We start from the raw sequence: 20,882 nt of genomic DNA, 5'->3' as shown, positions 1-20,882 counted from the left end.
CTCATAGCCTCTGCCCCAAGCAAGAGTGAAGAGTGTGCTGTAGATTAGATGCAATCTTGACCCTCAAATTAGCGATACACTATATCAAAATCTACATAAAAGGAACGATGAGGTTCGCTGACATGGACTTCGACATCCCTGACTCGACCGTGGAGTTCGAGCAAAGGTTGATCACCGTCCTCTCCTCACCGAAGACACAAGAGCTGCTAGATGAGGTGCATCACCGTGCCGACGGGATGGACGGTGATCCACGCCCTCTCTACCGACACCTCGGACGTGCCGGCCTCCTCGCTCCCTCGTGGCCGAAGGAGTACGGAGGCCTGGAGGCCGACCCCACGGCCACAGTGAAGCTTCTGGAACACATGGTCCAGTACGGAGTACCACAAAGTCTGTACTACATCTCCGTCCAGATCGTCGGATCCCTGATCCTCCAGTCGGGTACAGACCAACAGAGGCGGACCCTGCTGCCACGGCTGGCATCTGGCGAACTCACCATGTGCATCCTGTTCACCGAACCCGGTCACGGTTCGGACCTGGCGGGCATCACCACAAGCGCGACGGGTAACGACGACGGGTCCTGGACCCTCGACGGCCGTAAGACGTACAACCTGAAGACCGCCTACGCGGACCTCGCGTTGTGCGCCGTACGCGACGGAGGCGAGACCAACCGCTACGAAAGCATCACCCTGTTCCTCGTACCGCTCACGGGCCCCGGGATCTCGATTCGTCCGATCCCCAGCCTCTCCGACGAACAGTTCCACGACGTACGCCTGACGAACGTGCGTGTCGAGAGGGAGGCCACACTCGGCCGGGTCGGTGAGGGCTGGGGATTGATCACACGCATGTTCACCGCGGAACGCAACGGGCTCGACTACTACGCCCGGGCGCGGTACTGGCTGGAACAGATCACCGCCCGCATCACCCAAGCCGGTCGAGAACCGCATGTGGAGGAACTCGTCGGCCTGGCCCACCACCGCGCTCGGTTGCGCGCGAGCCACTTGTTGTGCTATCGCGTCCTCCAAGGACTGTCTCAGGGCGAGGCCGACATCGCCCAGGCGTCCTTGGCCAAATGGCATTGCAGCGAGACCGCCCAGGGGATCGCTTGGTGGGCGGTGCAGACATGGGGAGTGGACGCGCTCGAACCCGGGCCCCACACTTTCGACGCCGCGTTCCGCGAGGCCCCGGGCATGACCATCTCGGGCGGCGCGTCGGAGGTACTGCTCGACATCGTGGCGGGTGCCCGTCTTCTCGACCACGCGTCTACGGGAGGTTAGCGCCTTGGACCTGCGTATAGACCCGATTCAGGAACGGTTGGCCAACGCCGTGGACACCGTACTGACCAGAACCGGGGTTCCGCACACCGAGTTGGCCTCGATCGGTCTGCCCGCGCTGAGTATCCGAGAGGAAAGTGGCGGTCTCGGCCTGGGACTGGACGCCGACATCATGGTGAACGAGCGGTTGGGGTACGGGCTGGAACCGTTCGGGGCGTACCGTGAGACCGTCCTCGCCCTGGAGCTGGTGGACCCCGACGACATCCCGGACTCACTCCTACTGGAGCTGATCAAGGGAATTCGACACGCGATGACCGTGGGTACGCACACCACGCCTGTGATCAGTGCCGACGCCGAGGGGCGCCTCCACGGACAGAGCGAGTGTCTACCCGTCGCCGAGCTCGGCCTGCTCGTGGTCCGGGCGAGGGAACATGACGGCGGGACCGGCTGGTACCTCGTTCCCCCCGACCTTCCCGGTTGCCGGATCGAGAAGGTGAGAAGACTGGGGACGCCTCAGTTACGAATGAGCCTGGACTTCGCGGAAGGTGTCCCCGTGCTCATTGACGACGGCCGTGTCGAAACGGCACTGAACTTCGCCCGGGTGCGTCAGGCGGCGCTCCTGCTCGGACTGGCGCGTCGGGCCATCTCGGAAGCACGTGACCACGTCAACAGCCGTCATCAATACGAGAAGCCGCTGGTGGAACTACAAACCGTCGCGCACGGCCTGGCCCGCCTCTCCGGCGAGGGGGACGGTTGGAACCTGTTGACCCACGAGACGGGCTGGAACTGTGACCGTGGGCGGGCCGGTACCCAGGACACCGCTCTGCTCCTGGCCGCCGCGGTCGAGCACGCTTTCCAGGCCTCCCGAAAGTGCGTGCAACTCCATGGTGTCCGGGGGATGCTGGATCACTCCGTCCCCGCCATCATCTACCGCCTCGTCTCGATCGAGGGGCTGCGTATGGGAACCCCCGCCGAGCTCTGGCGTCTGGCAGCCCTGGGTTGACCAGGGGCTGTGGCCGTTCTCCCTCCGGGTACCCGGAGTCCTGGAGGGAGTCGCCATGAGTGGTGATCGATCACATCCCGAGTGTTTCCCGAAGCTCCTCGGGCGCTTCCAAGAAAGTGTAGTGGGACCCCTTGAGGACCGGAAAGTCGGTCTCCGCCCACTCCGCCCACCCGGTCATGCGACCGTAGGGCACCTCGACGTCATCACTCCACCCGATCGCCGTCACCGGACAGGGGAATCCTTCGGCGATCTCCTTGCGGTATCTCCGATTGGCCTCCAGGTCCGCTTCCAGGACCTCCAGGAACAGCTCGACCAGATCCGGACGGGGATCAGCAGAACCAAGGGCTTTCAACAGTTTGAGCAGTTCCTGACGCAACCCGTTGTCATCCAATCCGAGAAACCGACCGTAGGGACCATCCTGCGGCGCCACCTGTGAGGAAACGAAGCAGCGATCGGGTGCCCGCAGCCCTCGTTCTCCGATCCGCAGCACCGTCTCGAAGGCAGGCAAAGCACCGCCGCAGTGACCGAAGACCGCGTAGGGACGGTCCAGGTACTCGGCGATCCCCTCCGTGACATCGGAGGCGAGCTCCTCATAAGTTCCAAAGTGCGGTTCGCGCATTCGGTTCTCCCGAGCGGGGAGTTGGATGGGGAGGACCTCCATTCCACCCAGGTGAGTGGGCCATCGGCGAAACATCGACGCTCCACAACCCGAATAGGGGAAGCACAGGAGGCGGGATTCCGACTCATCGGATGGTTCTCTCAGGAACCATTGAGAACCCACTGAAATCTCCCTTCATGGTTTTCGGGCGAGGACGACACCGTTGGCTCCGGGAGCATGAAAGGAGACGACTCGTGTTCGGGTGAAACCCGCGTCCTCCAACCAGGATCGGTACTCTCCCACCGCGTAGTTACGTCCGGGCGTCCCGACCAACATGTTCATGCTCATGAGGGCGGCCTCCAACGGGCCCGACCGGTCATCGTCGACCAGGAGTTCACTGATCACGATCAGCCCTCCGGCGGGCAGTGCCCTGTAGCACTTGTCCAGGAGTTCCCGGTTGGCTTCCTCGGCCCAGTCGTGAAGGATCATGGACAACAGAATCGCGTCATGTCCCCTGGGTAGGTCCTCCGCGAAGAAGTCCCCTGCGTGAAAACGCACCCGCTCCCCATGGTCCATGCCCCGAAGGAACTCCTGGGTGTGCTCGCACACGTGCGGAAGGTCGTAGATCGTGACCGACAGATCCCGATACCGTCGGCACAGTTCCACAGCGAAGGCACCACCGCCCCCGCCGACATCGAGCAACGACGTGATGAAGGACAGATCGACTTCCGCGGCCAGGGTCTGTGCGGTCAGGGCCGACAGCGGCCACAGTCCGTTCCAGAAGAACGCCGGGCGGTTCTCCTTGGCGAAGATTCCCGCACCGGGAGCGGACTCGTCACGGACCGGCCGGTCCTCACGGACGGCGTCGGCGACGCGCATCCAACCCGGATAGACGAATTCGCGCAACATACGGATGTAGTCTCCCAGGAAATATGGGGTGCCTCGGACCAGGTAATCCTCGGCCAGGTCGGTGTTGACGATGTGATCACCCTGCCGCCGTAGCAGCCCAAGGGCCGCACAGGCGGTGACGAGCACTTCGGTGGGACGCTCGGAAAGGTTCAACCCGTAGGCGAGTTCGGTGAGATCACTTCCCCCCTTCTCCGAGAGAAAGGTGAAAAGGTCGACCTCCTCCGCAGCGGAGAGCGTTTGGGAGACCCACAGGCCGGTGGTCATCCTCATGAGGGGGGTCGGGTCGGAAGACGGTGCCCCTTGGGTGCCCTGGGCCCCGTTCACCGCAGGCCTCACTCGCCCTCCTCCTGTCCGATCCCCTCGAAACGGACCTGGATTCGGTCGAAGAGGATGTGGCGCCCGTTCTCGAACGAGAGACTGGACTCCGCCACGTGATGAAAGGTCGGATGCCGCGCGAGTTCGTCGAGCAAAATCCTGAACTCCAACCGGGCCAGATGAGCCCCCATACATCTGTGGATTCCGTGGCCGAAACTCAGATGCTGGTAAGAGTTTCCGCGTTCTGGGTGAAATTTTTCAGGTTCGGGGAATTTAACCGGGTCACGGTTAGCCGCGTCGAACAAAAGCACGACCCTTGAACCACTCGGAATGGTGGTACCATCGATGGTCACGTCGCGTGTGGTCACCCGAGTGAAACGGTCCGTCGGGCACCAACGACGCAGGCTCTCCTCGGCGACCAAGGGCCGCAGCTCCGGACGTTTCCTCAGTTCCAGCTGAAGGTCGCGGTCCCTCGCAAGACACCACAGCAAACGTCCGACAGCGTTCATCGTGTTGTCGTGTCCGGCTACGAAGTAGGAGACGATGATCGAGTAGAGCAGGTCCTCGGGAATCGGTTCGCCATCGATGGTCGCCTCGGCGAGCCACGAAAGGTACGACCCGTTCTCGCTCTCCCTGGCCTGACGGATCTCTTCGGAGAGCAGGTCATGGTAGGCGGGCCAGAATCGAGTGGCGTCGGAGTCCGTGGCGATGTACTTCCACATGGTCCGGGTCAGCTCGCGGACCTGCCTTTGGGCCTCCTGAGAGAGCCCGATGGTCAGGGCGAGTGTGCCAATGGCGAAGGGGCGGGCGACTTCGGAGACCATGTCTGCCTCGCCCCGTTCCGACACGGCCGCGATGAGTTCCGCGGAGAGCTTCCGGAAAGCGGGTTCCAGGTCCTGCACCCTCTGCTTCTGGACCGGCGGCGCCATGAGTTCACGGACCACACCATGTTCGGGAGGATCCAGATCAATGGGTGAGAATTTCGGCATTCCCTCGGCACGAGGGAAGTGCACTCCTTGAGCAGAGCTAAAGGTTTCGTGGTCCCTCAACGCGCTCTTGACATGCTCGTAACCGGAGAGAACCCACATTCCCCCATGCGCCGATGAGTAGGCGACCGAGGAACCCTCACGGATCAACCGGTTGATCGTCTCCGCCGTGTCCGGCGTGTACTCAGGATCGTGGAAGTCAAACGTTTCGGTGAGTCGACTGACGGCGGCGTCTCGCACACTGTTCACGGCTCTCGGATCCCTCTCGTGGCCTCATCCTTGCTTCTACGGACTATCGGCGGCAACAGCGGTTCGCCCTCGTCCTTTTCTCGCAGTTCCACCACCCGACGAGCGAGTCCAGAGACCGTGGAACGCTCCATGATCTCTCTGAGAGGAACCGTGATCCCGAACTCGCTTTCCAACGCCACTCGTAGCCGTACCGCCAGGAGGGAGTCACCACCGAGTTCCAAGAATCCATCGTCAGCGCCCACCCGCTCGACACCGATCAGGTCTGTGTAAAGAGCCGCCAGAGTCTCCTCCGTGTCTCCCTTGGGCTCACGGAAGGGCCGAGTCGGACGCCACCTCTCCCAGTCGGCCGGGGGCAGTGCTCCCCGGTCGATCTTGTGGTTCGTGTTCATGGGTAGCGCGTCCATCAGCACATAGGCGATGGGGACCATGAAGTCCTGGAGTCGGAGCGCGGCGTAGGACCGTAGTTCGATCGGGTCCACCTTGTTCCTTGCGACGACACAAGCGACCAACTGTGTCCTTTGGTCCCGACCCGAAGCGGTCGCCACGCACACCTGTTCAACGTCGGGATGTCCGCCGAGCACCCATTCGACCTCTCCGATCTCGACCCGGTTGCCCCGCACCTTGACGATGCCGTCGATACGACCATGGTGTTCCAGAAGTCCGTCCTCGCGGAAGCGTCCCGCATCCCCGGAGCGGTACAACCGGCTACCGGGCGCACCGAAAGGATTGGGCCGAAACCGATCCGCGGTCAGCGCGCTGTCGGCCATGTAGCCGAGTGAAAGACTGTTCGATTCGATCCACAACTCTCCGATCGACCCGGCAGGAGTGCGTTCGAGGTCGTTCTCCAACACATGGACGCGAACCCCGGGCAGGGCTCTGCCCACCGGAGGCGGTGATCGGCGCAATTCCTCCGACGCGGTGGTGGGTGTGCAACGCCGGTCCCACGGATGGATCGAGTTGGCGATCTGAAAGGCCTCCAGGGAACCGTAGGAGACCGCGACCTCGAACGACAGACCGGAAGGACCCCACCGGTTGAGCCGGTCTCCACCCAGGGTCATCAGCCTCAGCTCACTGTGCTCCGGCCACTCCAGCGCCTGGAGTACCTCCCCGATCGGCGTGATGACGAAGGTCTGGGTGATGCGGTTCTCCAGCAACCACGCGCGAAGGTCGACCGGTGAGGTCAGCACCTCCTGCTCGGCGATGTGGATGCTTGCGCCCATCCACAGCAGGCCGCACACCTCGTTGATCGCGATTCCGGCGCCGGCGGGCCCCAGCCACGATCCCCGGTCATGCGCGGTTGTGCCGTTGATGAGGGCACCCCCGGCCGCCCCGATGGTGAGCCACCGGTGCTGGGCGAGGACGATCTTGGGCCGACCCTCCGAACCGGAGGTGTGGACCGCGTAGGCGAGATCGTCCTCTCCCAATTCTGGGAACGACACGCGGTTCCCGTCTCCGGTGAGGACACCGTGGTCGACGCGGATCGTCGCCCGTTCATTCGATTCGTCCGATGGTGGAGGCATTTGGCCGCTGAGAAGGGCCACCGGCCGAGCGACCTCCAGCGCGCGCTCGATACGTTCGAGAGGAGACCTGGGGTCGAGTGTCATACACACTCCACCGGCACGTAGTGTCGCCAACATGGCGACGACCCATTCAATGGATCGCTCTATATGGATGGCGACCAACGAGCCTCGGCTCACTCCCTCCTCGATCAGTGTGCACGCGAGTCGGTCGACGCGACGGTCCAGTTGCGCGTAGGTGAGTTGGGTCTGGCCCCGCCGAACGGCCGGCCGGTCCGGAAAGGCTTCGGCGTGCTCACGGACCCGGTCGGGCAGGACTCCTGTGAGATGGGAGGGGTCGAAAGTACGGTCCTGGTCCTCGATGGTTCGGCTGTACTGTTCCATCGTGCGTCTTCCCTGTCTTGAGCAAGCACTGAAGCCTCGTTGGGATACGGCCCCTACAGAACGACCCTCCACTCTTCGGGCACTTCGTCGTGGATGCGGTACACGGCGCCGATCAGAACCCAGGCCACGGCGATCAGGGCCATGACGGCCGCCAGGAGGAAGGCCACCCAGTTGACGAAGATCACGGCCAGAGCGCTACCCAGCAACGGGCCCACGGCGTTCGATCCCCACACGAAGGGCAGTGCGACACCACCGACTCTTCCCATGGCCTCCGGAGGAGTGGTCTTTTGGATGAGCGTCATGATCCCCACGTTCGCGATCGGCGTGGTGAACGAGGAGAGGCACTGCGAGACGACGATGATCGCGAAAGCGAACGCCGTGTCGCCAAGGAGAGCGATCGGAAGCATGGCGAACGCGATCGCGAGCATGGTGTGCGTGAAAATGAGCATCCTGCCCATTCCCAGGCGCGCGTTGACCCACTGAGAGGACAGGGCGCCCACGACGACGGCGGCACTGCCCAGCCCTAGGGCGAGACCGACCTGGGCACCGTTGAATCCGAGGTCCTCGTAGGCGAACACGATGATCATCGCGAGGGTCAACGAGACCGCCATGTTCCCAAAGGTCGCCATCAGAGTGAGGTACCTCAACAGGCGGTTACCGAAGGTGATGACCACGCCACCCTTGAGTTCGTTCAGCACGCTCTTGGCCCCACCCTGTGCCGGCTCGGGCGGGCTCTCCGGCTTGCGAACGAACATCAGGGCAAAACTCGATGCCAGGTAGCCGAGACCGTTGACGGCCATGGCACGCACAGGTCCCAGCGCGCTTACCAGCCCACCACCGACGGACCTTCCCAGGATGAGCGCGAGAGAGCGACTCAGCTGCGTCTTCGCGTTACCGTCCGTGAGGTCGTCCCGGTCCAACAGGTAGGGAAGAAACGCCTGGTAAGAAAGCTGGAAGACGACGTCGAAAATCCCCTTGAGCAACGCCGCGACGTACAGGTGGGTGATCGTCAGCTGGTCCATGAACGCCGCCACGGGCAGCGAGAAGAGGATGACGAAGCGCGCGATGTTCGCCAACTGCATCAAGGTCTTACGTCGGAACCTGTCGGTGAGCACACCAACGAGGGGCGCCAACACCATGAAGGGGATCCATTGCAGCGCGATGAGCATACCGACACCGAAGGCCCCTTGACCGAAGAAGAGCACGGCCAAGGAGGGTAAGACGATGACACCGATCTGACTTCCCAGGGAACTCACGGATTCGCCCGACCACAGCATGAGGAAGTCACGGTTGCGCACAAGCACCGTACGCTTCTGAGTCTGCTCAGAAGGGCCCTCGGCCCCGGTCGTGTCGCTCATGTTCAGCTCTGATTCTATTTCGGAAACTATACGAGACACTACATATTGCTATCGGAAGACACTAGCAGTGCCCCCGAGAGACAACCAACAGAAGCCTCGATCTCGCCGCTCAAAAATACGCATAAAGTGACATAACGGACAAAATTCTCCATCAAGCTCCAGAACAAAGAGTCTCGAAATCGGCAAGGTTTCCGCATAGGATTCACTCGTGTTCGACTCAAAAGACTACACGCCACTCGCCGCCGTCCAAGAGCACTTCTGGTCTCCGAAGAGCGGCGGGGAGACGCCCCTGGCACAGACGGAGTGCGCCTCCCTGTACGTGCAAGGCGATCTCGACCGAAGCGCGCTGGAACATGCCGTGCTTCGCCTGCTTGGACGGCATGAGATTCTCCGTAGTGTCTTCGTCGACAGCCGATCAGGGCCTATGACGTACGTACCAGCACCCCCGGCCCGGGCCCCTCTGACCTGGAAAGACTTCACCTCTGAGCCGAGCGACCCCCTTTCTTCGAGAGTGCGAGCGCAGCTGCGCGACTTCGCCGACGCCGGAGTGGATCTGTCCACAGGGCCACCACTGCGCTTCGTAGTGATGGATCTGGCCGATGGCTGCGTCTTGGCGCTCGCCGTGCACCACCTGGTCGCGGACGCGACCACCGTCCGGTTCGTCTTGGCCGAACTCGACCAGGACTACCGGAATATCACCGAAGGCGGACATTCCCGTGTAGCCGAGCCCGAACTCCAGTACGGCGACTTCGTCGAGTGGGAACGTAACGCGTTCCTTCCCTTGGTGGAGAAGAAGGACGGAGAGTTCTGGAAGCAGGCCCTCACCGACGCGCCGGCCGCTCTCGACCTCCGCCCGGACCGGCCCAGGCCGCCGTTCAAGAGGGACCTGGGCAGGAGAACCCGACACACCCTGAGGACACGAGGGAGTGCCCTTCTCGACTTCGCGCGAGTGCACAACACCACCCCGTACGTCGTCTCCCTCGCGGCGTTCGCGGCCCTGGCCTCCCGATCCACCGGAGCGGAGGACCTCGTACTCGGGGTCCTCACCTCGAATCGATCGACCCCTCAGTTGGAACGACTCGTCGGACAACTGTCCAACACCGTGCCCCTACGTCTGCGCACCGACGGTGACCCCGACCCGAAGACCCTGATCGCCAGATGCTCGGATGTCGTCACCGACGCCATCGAGCACGGAGGCTTGCCACTGGGACACATCATCGAACAGGTCGCCCCCGAGCGCCGGCCCGGCAGAACTCCTCTGATCCAGCATCTCTTCCTTCCCAAGGTGGACGCTGTCGGAGATCTCTCCTTCGGAGGGTTCCCCACGCGGATGATCGAAGTCGATCGAGAGCGTGGACGCTTCGACACCATCACGGAGATGGAAGCGACACCGCAAGAGGTGCGGCTTTGGATCGAACACGACACCGCGATTCACACGCCCGCGGGTATCGAGGCACTCGTCTCGGACTACGACCGGCTACTGGCGGCCTGGATCGCCGATCCCGGAGTGCGACTCTCGCGATTGTCCCTCGAGGGACCACCGATTCGGAGCGTTCTCCGACCAAACCTGGCCGCGGCCCTCGATATCACCTCCGAGGACACGGTCCTGGTGAACACGTCCTTCTCGGAGTCCGAGACCGTTCACGGCGCGATCGATACCGCCGGGGCACTCCGGTGGGCCCCTGGCCAAGCCATCAACAAGGCCACCATCGCCGCGGTACCGGCCGCGGAGTTCGGAAAGTACGCGCGTGACGACGGCATTCCTGTACTGGTGGTCGACGGACCGGTCAGCTCCGAGGACCTGGGCCTCCTGGGCGAAGACGACCGTCGTCAGGCCATACGTCTGTTCCGTTCGGCGCAAGGTGCCCTGTGCGCGGCTGATATCACCGACCTACCGCACAAGTGGCCGCTCCTACTCCACGTCGACGGCCTGCCGGCACACATCGAACCCACGGATGGTGCGGCCTCCCCCTTCACTCCCGGGACCCTGATCGTGGACTCCCAGAGGAGTTCACTACAGGCCCGTTGGAACCCAGAGGGGGCCATGGAAGTCATCTCCGGAATCCCCTTCCTCCTGCCCAGCGGTGAGGAGAGCACTCCACCGGGCCGGCACGGAGACGATCCCTTGCTCGATCTCCTGTGTGAACTGTGGGCCGAATTGCTGGAAGCTCCCGCGGTGGGACCCGGCGACGACTTCTTCGTGCTGGGTGGTCATTCGATGGTGGCCACGCGCACGATCACGGAACTACACGACGTTCTCGGGGTCGAGGTCGGGATTCGCACCCTGTTCGAGAACCCCACTCCCGCTCTCCTGGCCGATCGGATCAGAGCAGAAAACCCCGGTGTGGACGGGTGGATGGACTTCGTCTCCTCCACCTCGGAGAGTTCACCCGCAGAGGAGACCGGTCACACCGCATATCAGGAGACGGAGGGCGAACCACTTCCACTCCTTGCTTCCCAACGCCAGCTATGGCTGGCCGAACAGTCCAATCCCGGAGCATTGACCCACACCATCCCGCTCCTGTTGAGAATCGACGGCCCCCTCGACGAACAGGCCCTGCGCGGAGCGGTTCGTGATGTCCTGCGACGTCAACCCGGGTTGCGTGCCGAATTCGGCCAACACGACGGGGAACCGTTCCAGCGCATCGTCCCCCTGGACGGTTACGACGTCCCCCTCACCGACCTCAGCGCCCTGCCCGCATCTGAGAAAACCGAACAGAACCGGCTTTTGGAGGAGGAGACGGCACACGGGGGGTTCGACATTTCGACCGCGCCCCTGCTGCGTTCCCGTCTGGTCCGGCTTTCCAACACCAGCCACACACTGCACCTCTTGTTCCACCACCTGGTGACCGACGAGGTGTCCATGTCGGTGTTCATGCGCGAGCTGTCGGAGTTCTACCGAGCCCGGGTCGAAGGAGACACCCCCGAACTACCGGACCTGCGACTGGGGTTCACCGACCTCGCCCTTGACGAGCAGAAGATGCTGGCGGGCAGGGAAGGGCAAAGGCTGCGCCGTTTCTGGAGAAGAGAGTTGGTAGACACACCGCCGAGCATCGCTGTGCCGACCGATCAGGCGCGGCCAGAAAAGCCCGCTTTCGTAGGAGAGTTTCTGGAACGTCGCGGTTCGGGCGAAGTGCTCGCCACCTTCGACGAACTAGCAAGACGACACCGTACGACCCGATTCACCGTCTTCTGTGCGACGGTACTCATCCTGTTGCACAAGTTGACCGGCCAGACCGATCTGGTGGTGGGGGTCCCCACAGAGAACCGTTCCCGATCCGGCTCCGAACTCCTCATCGGGTGCTTCCTCAATGTCGTGCCGATACGGGTGGACTGCTCCGCAGACCCGAACCTGGCCGAATGCATCGATCGCACGAGCCAGGCGCTCTTGCGCTCATACGAACACCAGGCCTTGCCCTTCGCGGACATCATCGAAACGGCGGCCCCAGAGCGGTCACCCGGTGTGCACCCGATCTACCAGGTCACCTGCGAACTCCAGCTCGACGGGTGGCTCCCGCTGAATCTGCCCGGGTGCCGATTCTCCTACGAGATGCTCTCCCACGGGACCGCACGTTACGACATGTCGTTCCACGCGCTTCTACGCGAAGACAGCGTTTCGATAATGCTGGAACTCAACACGGAGCTATGGAATCGACAGACCGGGCTCGAACGTATAGACCAGCTGCTACGACTGCTGGAGCAGGTGGCCGTAGCACCGGAATCGCGCCTGTCGCAGGTCAGGATCTGACCCTTGCCCCGGGCGGCGTGATCATCACCGTTCCACCCGCAGGGTCGGCTTCCCCTCGTTCGCGAACCCGGAGACACGAGCCACCTCGGCCTCCAGTTCGTCGGTGTCCGGTACGGGCGCGTCCTCGAACAACCTGACTGTGAGGATACCTTCCGAGCTGTCCCACACGCCCACGATCCGACCCCCCAAAAGGACGATGGGAGAAATCCAACCGGCGGTCCTGCTCACCTTCGATCGATGCTGAGCGGGCAGAATCCGCGTTTCCTTGGTCCCCGGCCCCAGCAGGTACTGATCGAAACCTCCGAGGAGACGCACAGAGGTGTCCGGTTCGGAATCGGCCATCTCGTCCACGTGCTCGGCCAGGGCAAAGGCCGTCTGCCCGTCGACCTCCACCTCCCTGAGCGTGTCACCCATTTCCTTGAACCAACGGCGAACGACGGTCTTTCGCAGACTGTTCCGAGACAGCCAGGCGTCGAACGATTCGGGGGTCGCCGGGCCGAAGGCGCCGAGGTAGGCCCGGATGGCGATCGGCGCCGCATCATCGGGTTTGGGCAGCCCTTTCCAGCCAGGAAGCAGACTTGCGGGGGACGTGAAAGTAGTGGAGCTTCCCTGTTTCGGGCCGTGGCAGAGCACTCCCTTCCAGGCCAAAGGTTTGAGCAAAGTGCCCCACCCCGATCTGAGCTGTTCCTCCATGCCCGTGAACCGTGCGTCATCGACCAACCGAGCGACCATCTGTGCCCGGGTCAGGACACGGTCTCGCAAGATGCCGGACACCGCATCGGCCATGTCCTCGATCTCCTGAGGGGTAGCGCCGAAGGCTCGCTGCCACGAAGGTTTCTCCCACATGCGACCGGAAGCGAGCAAGGACAGGTAAGCCCCCACCTCTTCCGATCGAATCAGATGCAGGGTGCCGCGCATCGACCAGGTCTTGACGATGGACCGATCTTCGAGTGCCTTGTCGATCTGGCCCTGGCGAGGCCGGTTCTGCCGGTTGCCGATGGCAGACTCCGCCGACAAAGCCACTTGAGCCTGCACTCCGCACAACCGACCGATGATCTCGGCGGCATCGGCCTCGCCACGCGGGACGACGAACTGTCGTCGCAAGCGCCATGACAGTACTCGTTCCCAGGCAATCTTCACTGTGAAGCCTTCCAGTCAAGCGACAGGCTGGAGTGACTACTCGACTATCTCGTGTAACACTACAGGCCACCAAAGACTATCGCCAGCCGAACCCGAGACCACTCGTATGGCCAGGGTGCGGTTTCTCAATACGAGATACTTGCTTCCCCTGTGTCGATACCGGTCAGCCGCGACGGGCGAGCCAGGCGATGCCACCGATGAGGACCACGGCGACCGCGACCCCGCCGAGGATGAGCGGGGCGGCGCCGATGACGGCCCCTTGCTCCACCTCGGAGTCCTCGCCCGCGTCCTCCTCCGTGCTGGGCGCGGACTCCGCCGGTTCGTCCTTCGCCGCGTGGTCGGGAACCTGAGCGCCCTCCAACGGGACTCGCCAGACCGGGGAGTGCTCCCCTTCGGTACCGGCCATCAACGCGGTCCCGTCCGGGGTGAAGGCCACGGACTCGCCCTGGTCCATCTCCGGCAGGTCGAAGGAGCCCACCGAGGTCCCGGGGACCTTGTCCGTGGAGTCGTAGATCGTGACCCCCCAATAGGTACGGATCGCGTAGCGCGTGCCATCGCCGCTGAAGGCGGCGTCGGTGGCGAACAGGGGCGCGGAGTCCACGCGCGTCAATACGTTCTCGCCGTGCGGATCCAGGTTCTCGGGGGCCGCGTACACACCCCCGGCGAACTCCTTGGAGACCACGTACAGCCGCCCATCGCGCGGATCGATCATCATGCCCTCGGCGTCCCGGCCACCGTCCTCGTAGGTGAACGTCAACACCGCCGGATCCAGGACCATGTCCGTCAGGGTCTGCGGCTCCACGAAGTGGAAGACCCTGATGTTGGGCCAGCCCCCACCGAAGTTGTCTCCGATGTCACCCACGAAGACCGTCGGTTCGCCCTCCGGCCCCTGGGCGAGGCCGACCGCCTCCCAGTCACGGCGCTCCACGTTCAGGGTGACGGTGGCGAGGGTCTCCCCCTCCTCGTTCACCGCGTACACCTCGCTGAGGTGGTCACCGCTGTCGTTGTGCGTCCACCACACCCCCTCGTGCCGCAGCGACGGCGCCAATCCGCTGGACTCAGAGATGCGCGGGTCCTGGAATTCGAAGGCGATCTCCGACCCCTCGGGCCCTTCCCCACCACGTGGGTAGTCCACGCCTCCGGTGCCCTCCTCGGGCACCTCGGGCTCGGCCCAGGCCAAGGGCGCGGAGGTGAGGACGAACAGGGCTGCCGCGACCAGGGCCAGAGATCTTCTCATGACCGCCATCCTGCCAGGGGTGGGGCCGGGTGGCTTGTACCCGGGCGCGAGCGGGCACATTCGGCTTACAGACGCCGTAAGGAGAGACCCCATGAGGATCGTCGCCTGTCTCAACGGTGATCGCCGCCCGGGTGCCCACCCCTCTTTGCCCGTGTCCGTCGACCGACTCGTCGCCGACGCCCACTCCGTGGTGGAGGCGGGAGCGACCGCCGTCCACATCCACCCGCGCGATCCCGGGGGCGCCGAGTCCCTGGAGCCGGCGGTGGTCTCCGCCTTGATGGAACGGATGCGGAGCGAGGGCCCCGACGTCCCGGTGTCACTCACCACGGCCCTGTCCGCCCAATCCGACCCCTGGCGGCGCTATGGCCTGGTGCAAAGATGGGCCTTTTCCGCGTTACCCGACTCGGTCTCGGTGAACCTGCACGAGGCGGGGTCGGTGGACTTGGCCCACCTGTTGAACGACCGCAGGGTGGCGGTGGAGGCCGGGGTGTGGACGGTGGACGCGGCTCGGATCCTGGTGGCCACCCGGATCGAGGTGGCCGCCGTACTGGTGGAACCCACCCAGGTGGCGGTGGAGGACGCCCGGCGCAACGCGGAGGCGATCAACGCGCTGTTGGACCGGGCGGGGGTGAGGGCGCCGAGGTTGGTGCACGGGGTGGACGCCACGGCCTGGCCCATGTTGGAGTCCGCCCTGGACGACGACCGGGACATCCGGATCGGTCTGGAGGACACGATGCGCCTGCCGGACGGGAGCGAGGCCTCCGACAACGCGGCGCTGGTCGCGCACGCCGTCGAGTTGGCCGCCGCCACCGCCTGAACCCCGGCCGTTCCCGGGCGGGCGCGGGGCCCTACGCCCCTCGGTTCTCGGTGAGCCGGCGTTCGAGGCGTTCTTCGGTCGCCGAGAGCGTGTCGATGCGTTCGCGGACCGCCTGGAGTCTTTGCTCGTAGAGGGCGACGGCCTCGGCACAGTCGGGTTCGCGGACCAGGTCCAGTTCGAGGCAGGCTCGCAATTCCCGGATGTCCTCGGAGGTCAGCCCGGATTCCAGGAGCAGTCGGATGTTGCGGACCCGGTCGACCGCGTCCGGTCCGTATTCGCGGTACCCGTTCCGTGCCCGTTCGGAGGCCAGGAGTCCGCGTTTCTCGTAGTAGCGCAGGGAGCGCACGCTGGCGCCACTGCGTTCGGCGAGTTCTCCGATGCGCATGTTTCCTCCGTGCCTCGGTGCCGTGACCGTCGCCCCAGCCTAGGTTCCGCTCCTCTGAGGGGCCAGGGGTTCCGGGACCGCTGTGGGGTATCGGCGGACGGACAGCGCCATCACCACCAGGGCCACGAGTCCCACACAGGCCGCGGCCACGGGCACCGCCGCGCCACCGAAGGTGGCCACCACCGCACCGCCGACCATGCCCGCCACCGCGGTGCCCACGTAGAGTCCGCCGGTGTTGAGGGCGAGGGCCTCGGTACCGGCGTCCCCGGCCAGGCCGAGTAGCCGAGCGCTCATGGGCGCGGCGAAGCCCCAGGCGGCGAAACCCCACACCGCGAAGACCCCGCCCAGGGCCCACACCGGGAGTCCTCCCCCGGTCAGTGGAACGAGGAGCGCCAGGACGGCACTGGTGACGACCATCCCGACGAAGGTGACCAGGAGGACCCGGTCGGCGCCCCACCGGTCGGTGGCTCGCCCGCACACCAGGGTGCCGAGCGCGCCGGCCACACCGATCGTGGCGATCAGGGGAGCCAGGACCACGCCCGAGGAACCGGTGAGGTCCATGGTGATCGGAGCGACGTAGGTGTAGGTCATGAAACCGCAGCTCGCCCCCAGGACTGTCCCGGTGACGCAGAACAGGATCGCGGGACGGGTCAACGCTTTGAACTGTTCACGTGGCCCCGCCTGCGGGGAGCCCGGAAGCGAGGGCAGCGACGCGGCCGAGGCGAACAGGACCAGGCAGGTGAGGACGGCCACCGCGACGAAGGCCGCACGCCAACCGAAGGCGGCCCCGAGCACGGTACCGGCCGGCACACCCAGGAACAGCGACACGGTGAGGCCCGCCGCCACCATTCCGACCGCGCGACCGGTGCGTTCGGGTGCGGACAGTCCCGCGGCCATGGCGAAGGCCACCGGGGTGATGAGTGCGGCCACCAACGCGGCGCAGACCCGCAACGCCATCAGCGTGACGTATCCGGGAGCCAGGGCGGTGACCAGGTTGACCAGTGCGAACAGGGCCAGCGCGCCGAGCAGCAGGGNGCAGGGGGCGTGGGGGCAGCCGGGCCGTGGCCATGGCCAACGGCGGGGCCGCCGCGGCGTAGGTGATCGAGAAGACGGTGACCAGCTGTCCGGCGGCGGCCGTGCCCACGTCGAGGTCCTGGGCGATGAGGGGCAACAGGCCGGCGATGATCAGGTCGTCGGTACCGACGGCGAAGGCGGCCAGGGTCAGGCAGAGCAGCCAACCCGGACGTGGTGTGCGTGAGGACATGGCGGAACGCTAGAACCCTGACACAGGTGTCAGGGTCAAGTCGCGCCCGGGAGGACCTCGGGTCCGGTCAGCCGAAGATGGCGCCCAGGACCACGATGAGCATGATCGAGCCCAGCACCACGGGCAGCAGCCAGCGCTGCTTGCGGTTGTTCGTGAGCATGCTCATGACGTGCTCCGCTTCGGTGCTTGTCGGGATCGGATACCCCAGGGTAGCCCCCGGGTTCGGCCGGTCCGGCAGTGGTCCACCCTCCCGGGGCGACTTCCTCTCCGGAACCGGGTGCCACGAACGACCGCGAGAGCGGCGGCTCACCGTGGGGCCACGGGATCACCGGTCGATGGCGTGCCCCACGCGACGTGAGCGAGGTCATGCCGCCGCCTTCGTGATGCCCACGGTGGGCGAAGGGCGTCTACTCGCCGGGTTCCTGGCCTTGGCGGCGTGGCAGGGGCGGCACGAAGCCCGCGAACTCGTCGCACACCTCGTTGACCAACCGCCACACCTGCGTGCGCGGGACGTAGCGCCACTTCCCACCATCGCGGCTCTGGTACGCCCAGTGCGTGGCCTGCTTGAGCCCCAGAGCGACGTTGCCCAGATACGCGGGACCGACCAGGGCGCGGTCCAAGGCCGTCCCCCGGGTCCACGGGAAACGTCGCCATTCCACCGTGAACGTCAGACCCCGCAACGCGAGGAAGGCCCCCTTGGCTTCCGTGAACGGGTCACGGGGCTCGGCTTCGGCGGAGGCGTTCGGCGGTTCGTGAGCATCCATGACTCCAGGTTCCGGAGGGTAGCCACCACACTCCAGGGAATGACATTCTTCCTATCCCGATACTCCCCGGGTGTGTTGTTCACGTGTGATCCTGTCTCATGTGAATGATTTTCAAAGAGAACTGCGTCGTCTTCGCAAACAGGGCGGCCGCACACAGGCGCAGGTCGCGGATCACGTCGGGTACGTTCCCTCCGCCGCTTCCAACTGGGAAAACGGAAGAACGACCCCAGATGAAGAAACCGTGCGCAAACTGGACGCGTTCTTCGACGCGCACGGCGGCCTGCTCGCGGTTTTCAAGGAGGTGACGGAAACCGACGGGGTGCCGTCATGGCTGCGTGATGACGCACAGCTCTCGCAGCAAGCCGTCACGATCGAAGTCGTCACACCCGTGTTGGTGCCCGCCCTGCTCGAATCCCCCCTGTACGCGCGTTACGCGCTCGCAGAAGGGCGCCCCGCCGATCCCATGCAGGTGATCGACGAACTGGTGAAGGTCCGGTGTTCACAGCTTTCCCGGCTCGACCGAGGACTACGTGTCTTCGCGACCTTCCCCGAAACGGGACTCACCGGGGTCCCGTTCGCCGCCAGGAAGGAACAGTCCCTGCACCTGTTGGATCTGGTGGCGTCCGACCGCGTTCGGGTGAACATGGTGCCCTCCGGGAGCATCCTCGCCGGGGTGACCTCTCCGTTCCAGATCTACCGACTTCGTGACGGATCAAGGGTGGCCACGTCAGAGCACACGAACGGGACTATCGTGGTGCACGACACACGAGGGGTCCAACGGTTGCAGGACCTCGCGCGTGCGGCCCTAGGCAATGCTCTCCCCGCGGACGACACCCGTCGTAGATTGAAGGAGCTCAGCGATGGTGAATGAGTGGCACAAGTCGAGCTATTCGCAAAACGGCGGACAGTGCGTCGAAGCGCGCGAAGGCGCGCACGGGGCGGACGTCCGCGACACCCAGAACCGAGAAGCCGGGCACCTCACGTTCGACCACGTCGAGTGGCTCGCCGCACTGCGCGTCAGCACACGGCGCTGACCCCACGAACACACCCGTTCGCCTCCCCCGAAGAACACCGGTGGCCTCACCCGGGCGATTCCCACGTCCGAACCGTCCGGTAACGGTCCGCCCTTCCGGGGCGGCTCNGGCGCCCCAGCCGATGGGCGGTAGCTCGCCCAAGGCTCGCAGGGTCGCTTCCGGCGAGCGCGCCGGGCGTGCTCGGGCCAAGGTCAGGTGCGGTACGAAGGGCCGTGACTCGACCACCACACCGGCCGAACGCGCGGCCCCGCGCAGGTCGCGCACGAGCTCGGCCAGGCCCTCCCCTCCGACGCCCGCCCAGAACACGCAGGCGTGGCCGGCCCGCTGCGGGAAGGTGCCCCAGCCGTCGAGGGTCAGATCCAGTGCGCGACGCCCTCGCAGCACCCTTCCAAGGGCCTCGGTGAGGGCGGGCACCCCTTCTTCGGGCACCTCGCCCAGGAAGAGCAGGGTCAGGTGCCATTCCCCGGCCCGGGTCCAGCGCAGTTCGGAAGATCGCCCACGACCACGGCGGACGGCCTCCGCCAGGACATCGAGGACCTCCTGGGAGGGCCACAGCGCGACGAACAGTCTCAAGGCTTCCTCCGACACACGGAACGGCTAGGGTCACCTGGTCCCTTCCCACCCTCCCCCGGAGTCGCACCCGTGTTCGTCCTCGTCGGCGTGTTCATCACCCTCGCCTTGGCCGCCCTGGTCCGCATCGCCGCCGGATTCGGCTTCTCCCTGGTCTCGGTCCCCCCGCTGGCCCTGCTCTTGGACCCGGTGACCGCGGTGGTGATCGCGGCGACCCTGGCGGTGCCGTTGAACCTGTTGGTCGCGGTGGGCGACCGGGCACACGTGGATCGACGTGGCGCCCTGGTGCTGTTGGCGTTTTCACTGGCCGGCGTGCCGTTCGGCCTGTGGGCGCTCAACGTCATGTCGGAGTCGACGCTGCTGTCGCTGATCGCCTTCACGGTGGTGGCCGGGACCCTGCTGGTGGGGCTGCGGGTGCGCGTTCCCGGTGGCATGGGCGCGGCGGCCGGAATGAGCGCGCTCTCGGGCGCCTCGTTCGCCGCGACCGCGATCGACGGGCCGATCCTGGTGGCCGGTATGCAGGGCTCGCGTCTGGCCGACCTGGAACCCAGGGCCCAGCGCGCCACCCTCGCCGTGGTGTTCTCGGCGACGAGCGTGGCGACGCTGGTGGGGTTCGGCTTCGGGGGTCAGCTGACCCCCGAAGTGGGGACCCTGGTGGCCGTGGGCGTACCAGCCCTGTTGGTGGGCACGTTCGCCGGCGAACGGCTCTTCAGGAGACTGAACGCCGAGCTCTTCCGTCGCACCGTCCTGGTGCTGCTGGTGGTGAGCTCGGTGTCGATGCTCACCCGCGTGGTCACCGCCTGACCTCGCGCGGACCACTCGACACCGGTTCTGGGACCCGTTTCGTCTCCGGCGGACCCTGTACTCCCCGGGGCGCGGTGGTGTTCGTTTCGACGCCCTTGGGCTCTTCCGCCCCCGCGTCCTTGGCCCCCGCGTCCTTCGGACACTCCACCGGGGCACGCTCCGGACCACGGAAGCGTCGGGGCAGCAGGGCGCGCGCACGCACGCCCCTGACCCTCATCAACAGGGCGGAGATGACCCCGACCACCACGATCGTGACCGCACCGCCCACGATGAGGCTGTACTGCGGGCCGAAGGTGTCGGCGAGCAGGCCCACCACCGGGGCACCGATCGGGGCCACCCCCATGAACACCAGCAGGAACATGCTCATCGCCCGGCCCCGCATCTGTGGGTCGACGCTGAGCTGGAAGGTGGCGTTCAGGGTGGTCACGTAGGTCATGAAGAGCGCACCCATGGGCACCAGGACCAGCACGAAGGCCACGTAGCCCGGCATGAACCCGGCCACGAGCTGGGCGACGCCGAAGCCCATCGA

General features: G+C 65.2%; 18 protein-coding genes and 1 pseudogene. 7 read left to right on the top strand and 12 right to left on the bottom strand.

What is annotated here, in order from left to right; genetic code table 11:
• Positions 1-107: 107 nt before the first annotated feature.
• Together D472_RS0104255 and D472_RS0104250 are read left to right on the top strand one after the other, a co-directional pair.
• Positions 108-1,274, top strand: a complete 1,167-nt coding sequence (locus D472_RS0104255) for an acyl-CoA dehydrogenase family protein (protein ID WP_152447899.1) — start codon at positions 108-110, stop codon at positions 1,272-1,274.
• 4 nt (positions 1,275-1,278) lie between these two features.
• On the top strand, positions 1,279-2,274 hold the full coding sequence (locus D472_RS0104250; RefSeq protein ID WP_017603261.1) for an acyl-CoA dehydrogenase family protein: 996 nt from the start codon (positions 1,279-1,281) through the stop codon (positions 2,272-2,274).
• A 70-nt stretch (positions 2,275-2,344) separates the two neighbouring features.
• Here D472_RS0104250 and D472_RS0104245 read toward each other — a convergent pair whose 3' ends face one another.
• From D472_RS0104245 to D472_RS0104225, 5 genes are read right to left on the bottom strand one after another with little or no spacing between them, the layout of a single operon-like run.
• The gene (locus tag D472_RS0104245) at positions 2,345-3,055 is read right to left on the bottom strand and encodes a thioesterase II family protein (RefSeq protein WP_026117369.1); all 711 of its coding nucleotides are present in this window, start codon (positions 3,053-3,055) and stop codon (positions 2,345-2,347) included.
• A 12-nt stretch (positions 3,056-3,067) separates the two neighbouring features.
• Positions 3,068-4,105, bottom strand: coding sequence for a methyltransferase (locus D472_RS0104240; RefSeq protein WP_017603259.1), 1,038 nt, complete (start codon positions 4,103-4,105; stop codon positions 3,068-3,070).
• An 8-nt stretch (positions 4,106-4,113) separates the two neighbouring features.
• Positions 4,114-5,331: a cytochrome P450 gene (locus D472_RS0104235; RefSeq protein ID WP_017603258.1), complete on the bottom strand. Its 1,218-nt coding sequence runs from the start codon at positions 5,329-5,331 to the stop codon at positions 4,114-4,116.
• Positions 5,328-7,232 carry a non-ribosomal peptide synthetase gene (locus D472_RS0104230; protein ID WP_017603257.1) on the bottom strand — a complete coding sequence of 635 codons (1,905 nt, stop codon included), beginning with the start codon at positions 7,230-7,232 and terminating at the stop codon, positions 5,328-5,330. Before D472_RS0104230 ends, D472_RS0104235 begins: the two co-directional genes overlap by 4 nt.
• 53 nt (positions 7,233-7,285) lie before the next feature.
• Entirely contained in the window at positions 7,286-8,590 is a 1,305-nt protein-coding gene (locus D472_RS0104225) for an MFS transporter (protein ID WP_051045935.1), read from the bottom strand.
• A 208-nt stretch (positions 8,591-8,798) separates the two neighbouring features.
• On the opposite strand from D472_RS0104225, the gene D472_RS0104215 reads away from it, so the two are divergent.
• Positions 8,799-12,338, top strand: a complete 3,540-nt coding sequence (locus D472_RS0104215; protein WP_083903375.1) for a condensation domain-containing protein — start codon at positions 8,799-8,801, stop codon at positions 12,336-12,338.
• A 24-nt stretch (positions 12,339-12,362) separates the two neighbouring features.
• Here D472_RS0104215 and D472_RS0104210 read toward each other — a convergent pair whose 3' ends face one another.
• Together D472_RS0104210 and D472_RS0104205 are read right to left on the bottom strand one after the other, a co-directional pair.
• Complete coding sequence (locus tag D472_RS0104210; protein WP_017603253.1) at positions 12,363-13,442, bottom strand: winged helix DNA-binding domain-containing protein; 1,080 nt, start codon at positions 13,440-13,442, stop codon at positions 12,363-12,365.
• Between the two features lie 199 nt (positions 13,443-13,641).
• A complete protein-coding gene (locus D472_RS0104205; protein ID WP_026117366.1) occupies positions 13,642-14,715 on the bottom strand; it encodes a hypothetical protein in 1,074 nt (357 codons plus the stop codon).
• A 91-nt stretch (positions 14,716-14,806) separates the two neighbouring features.
• Here D472_RS0104205 and D472_RS0104200 point away from each other — a divergent pair, with 91 nt between their 5' ends.
• Positions 14,807-15,532, top strand: a complete 726-nt coding sequence (locus tag D472_RS0104200) for a 3-keto-5-aminohexanoate cleavage protein (protein WP_017603251.1) — start codon at positions 14,807-14,809, stop codon at positions 15,530-15,532.
• 31 nt (positions 15,533-15,563) lie between these two features.
• On the opposite strand, the gene D472_RS0104195 is transcribed toward D472_RS0104200, so the two are convergent.
• The 3 genes from D472_RS0104195 to D472_RS0104180 all read right to left on the bottom strand — a co-directional run bounded on the left by D472_RS0104195 (position 15,564) and on the right by D472_RS0104180 (position 17,945).
• Entirely contained in the window at positions 15,564-15,917 is a 354-nt protein-coding gene (locus D472_RS0104195; RefSeq protein ID WP_017603250.1) for a MerR family transcriptional regulator, read from the bottom strand.
• Positions 15,918-15,956: 39 nt separating this feature from the next.
• On the bottom strand, positions 15,957-16,898 hold the full coding sequence (locus D472_RS26595) for an MFS transporter (RefSeq protein ID WP_338036509.1): 942 nt from the start codon (positions 16,896-16,898) through the stop codon (positions 15,957-15,959).
• Between the two features lie 690 nt (positions 16,899-17,588).
• Positions 17,589-17,945, bottom strand: coding sequence for a hypothetical protein (locus D472_RS0104180; RefSeq protein WP_017603246.1), 357 nt, complete (start codon positions 17,943-17,945; stop codon positions 17,589-17,591).
• Positions 17,946-18,015: 70 nt separating this feature from the next.
• Here D472_RS0104180 and D472_RS0104170 point away from each other — a divergent pair, with 70 nt between their 5' ends.
• Positions 18,016-18,816, top strand: coding sequence for a Scr1 family TA system antitoxin-like transcriptional regulator (locus tag D472_RS0104170; RefSeq protein WP_152447898.1), 801 nt, complete (start codon positions 18,016-18,018; stop codon positions 18,814-18,816).
• Positions 18,806-18,979 carry a DUF397 domain-containing protein gene (locus D472_RS27390; RefSeq protein ID WP_083903374.1) on the top strand — a complete coding sequence of 58 codons (174 nt, stop codon included), beginning with the start codon at positions 18,806-18,808 and terminating at the stop codon, positions 18,977-18,979. Before D472_RS0104170 ends, D472_RS27390 begins: the two co-directional genes overlap by 11 nt.
• A 174-nt stretch (positions 18,980-19,153) precedes the next feature.
• Here the strand turns inward: D472_RS27390 and thpR are convergent.
• Positions 19,154-19,567 (bottom strand): annotated as a pseudogene (thpR, locus tag D472_RS26590) (RNA 2',3'-cyclic phosphodiesterase); the annotation flags it as partial.
• A gap of 54 nt (positions 19,568-19,621) precedes the next feature.
• Between thpR and D472_RS0104155 the strand changes: the two are divergent.
• Entirely contained in the window at positions 19,622-20,353 is a 732-nt protein-coding gene (locus D472_RS0104155) for a sulfite exporter TauE/SafE family protein (RefSeq protein WP_017603242.1), read from the top strand.
• Here the strand turns inward: D472_RS0104155 and D472_RS24805 are convergent.
• On the bottom strand, positions 20,343-20,882 hold a 540-nt coding region (locus tag D472_RS24805), incomplete at its 5' end, for an MFS transporter (protein WP_017603241.1). The two genes, D472_RS0104155 and D472_RS24805, sit on opposite strands and share 11 nt — an antisense overlap.

The organism is Nocardiopsis alkaliphila YIM 80379 (assembly GCF_000341005.1).
Lineage (GTDB): Bacteria > Actinomycetota > Actinomycetes > Streptosporangiales > Streptosporangiaceae > Nocardiopsis > Nocardiopsis alkaliphila.
Note: the sequence above shows the minus strand (reverse complement) of the source record. Positions and strands in the feature narration are given on the sequence as shown.

Coding starts and splice junctions, on each gene's coding strand:
- D472_RS0104255 (WP_152447899.1), top strand. CDS start 108: ATGAGGTTCGCTGACATGGACTTCGACATCCCTGACTCGACCGTGGAG.
- D472_RS0104230 (WP_017603257.1), bottom strand. CDS start 7,232: ATGGAACAGTACAGCCGAACCATCGAGGACCAGGACCGTACTTTCGAC.
- D472_RS0104225 (WP_051045935.1), bottom strand. CDS start 8,590: ATGAGCGACACGACCGGGGCCGAGGGCCCTTCTGAGCAGACTCAGAAG.
- D472_RS0104205 (WP_026117366.1), bottom strand. CDS start 14,715: ATGAGAAGATCTCTGGCCCTGGTCGCGGCAGCCCTGTTCGTCCTCACC.
- D472_RS0104200 (WP_017603251.1), top strand. CDS start 14,807: ATGAGGATCGTCGCCTGTCTCAACGGTGATCGCCGCCCGGGTGCCCAC.
- D472_RS0104195 (WP_017603250.1), bottom strand. CDS start 15,917: ATGCGCATCGGAGAACTCGCCGAACGCAGTGGCGCCAGCGTGCGCTCC.
- D472_RS0104180 (WP_017603246.1), bottom strand. CDS start 17,945: ATGGATGCTCACGAACCGCCGAACGCCTCCGCCGAAGCCGAGCCCCGT.
- D472_RS27390 (WP_083903374.1), top strand. CDS start 18,806: ATGGTGAATGAGTGGCACAAGTCGAGCTATTCGCAAAACGGCGGACAG.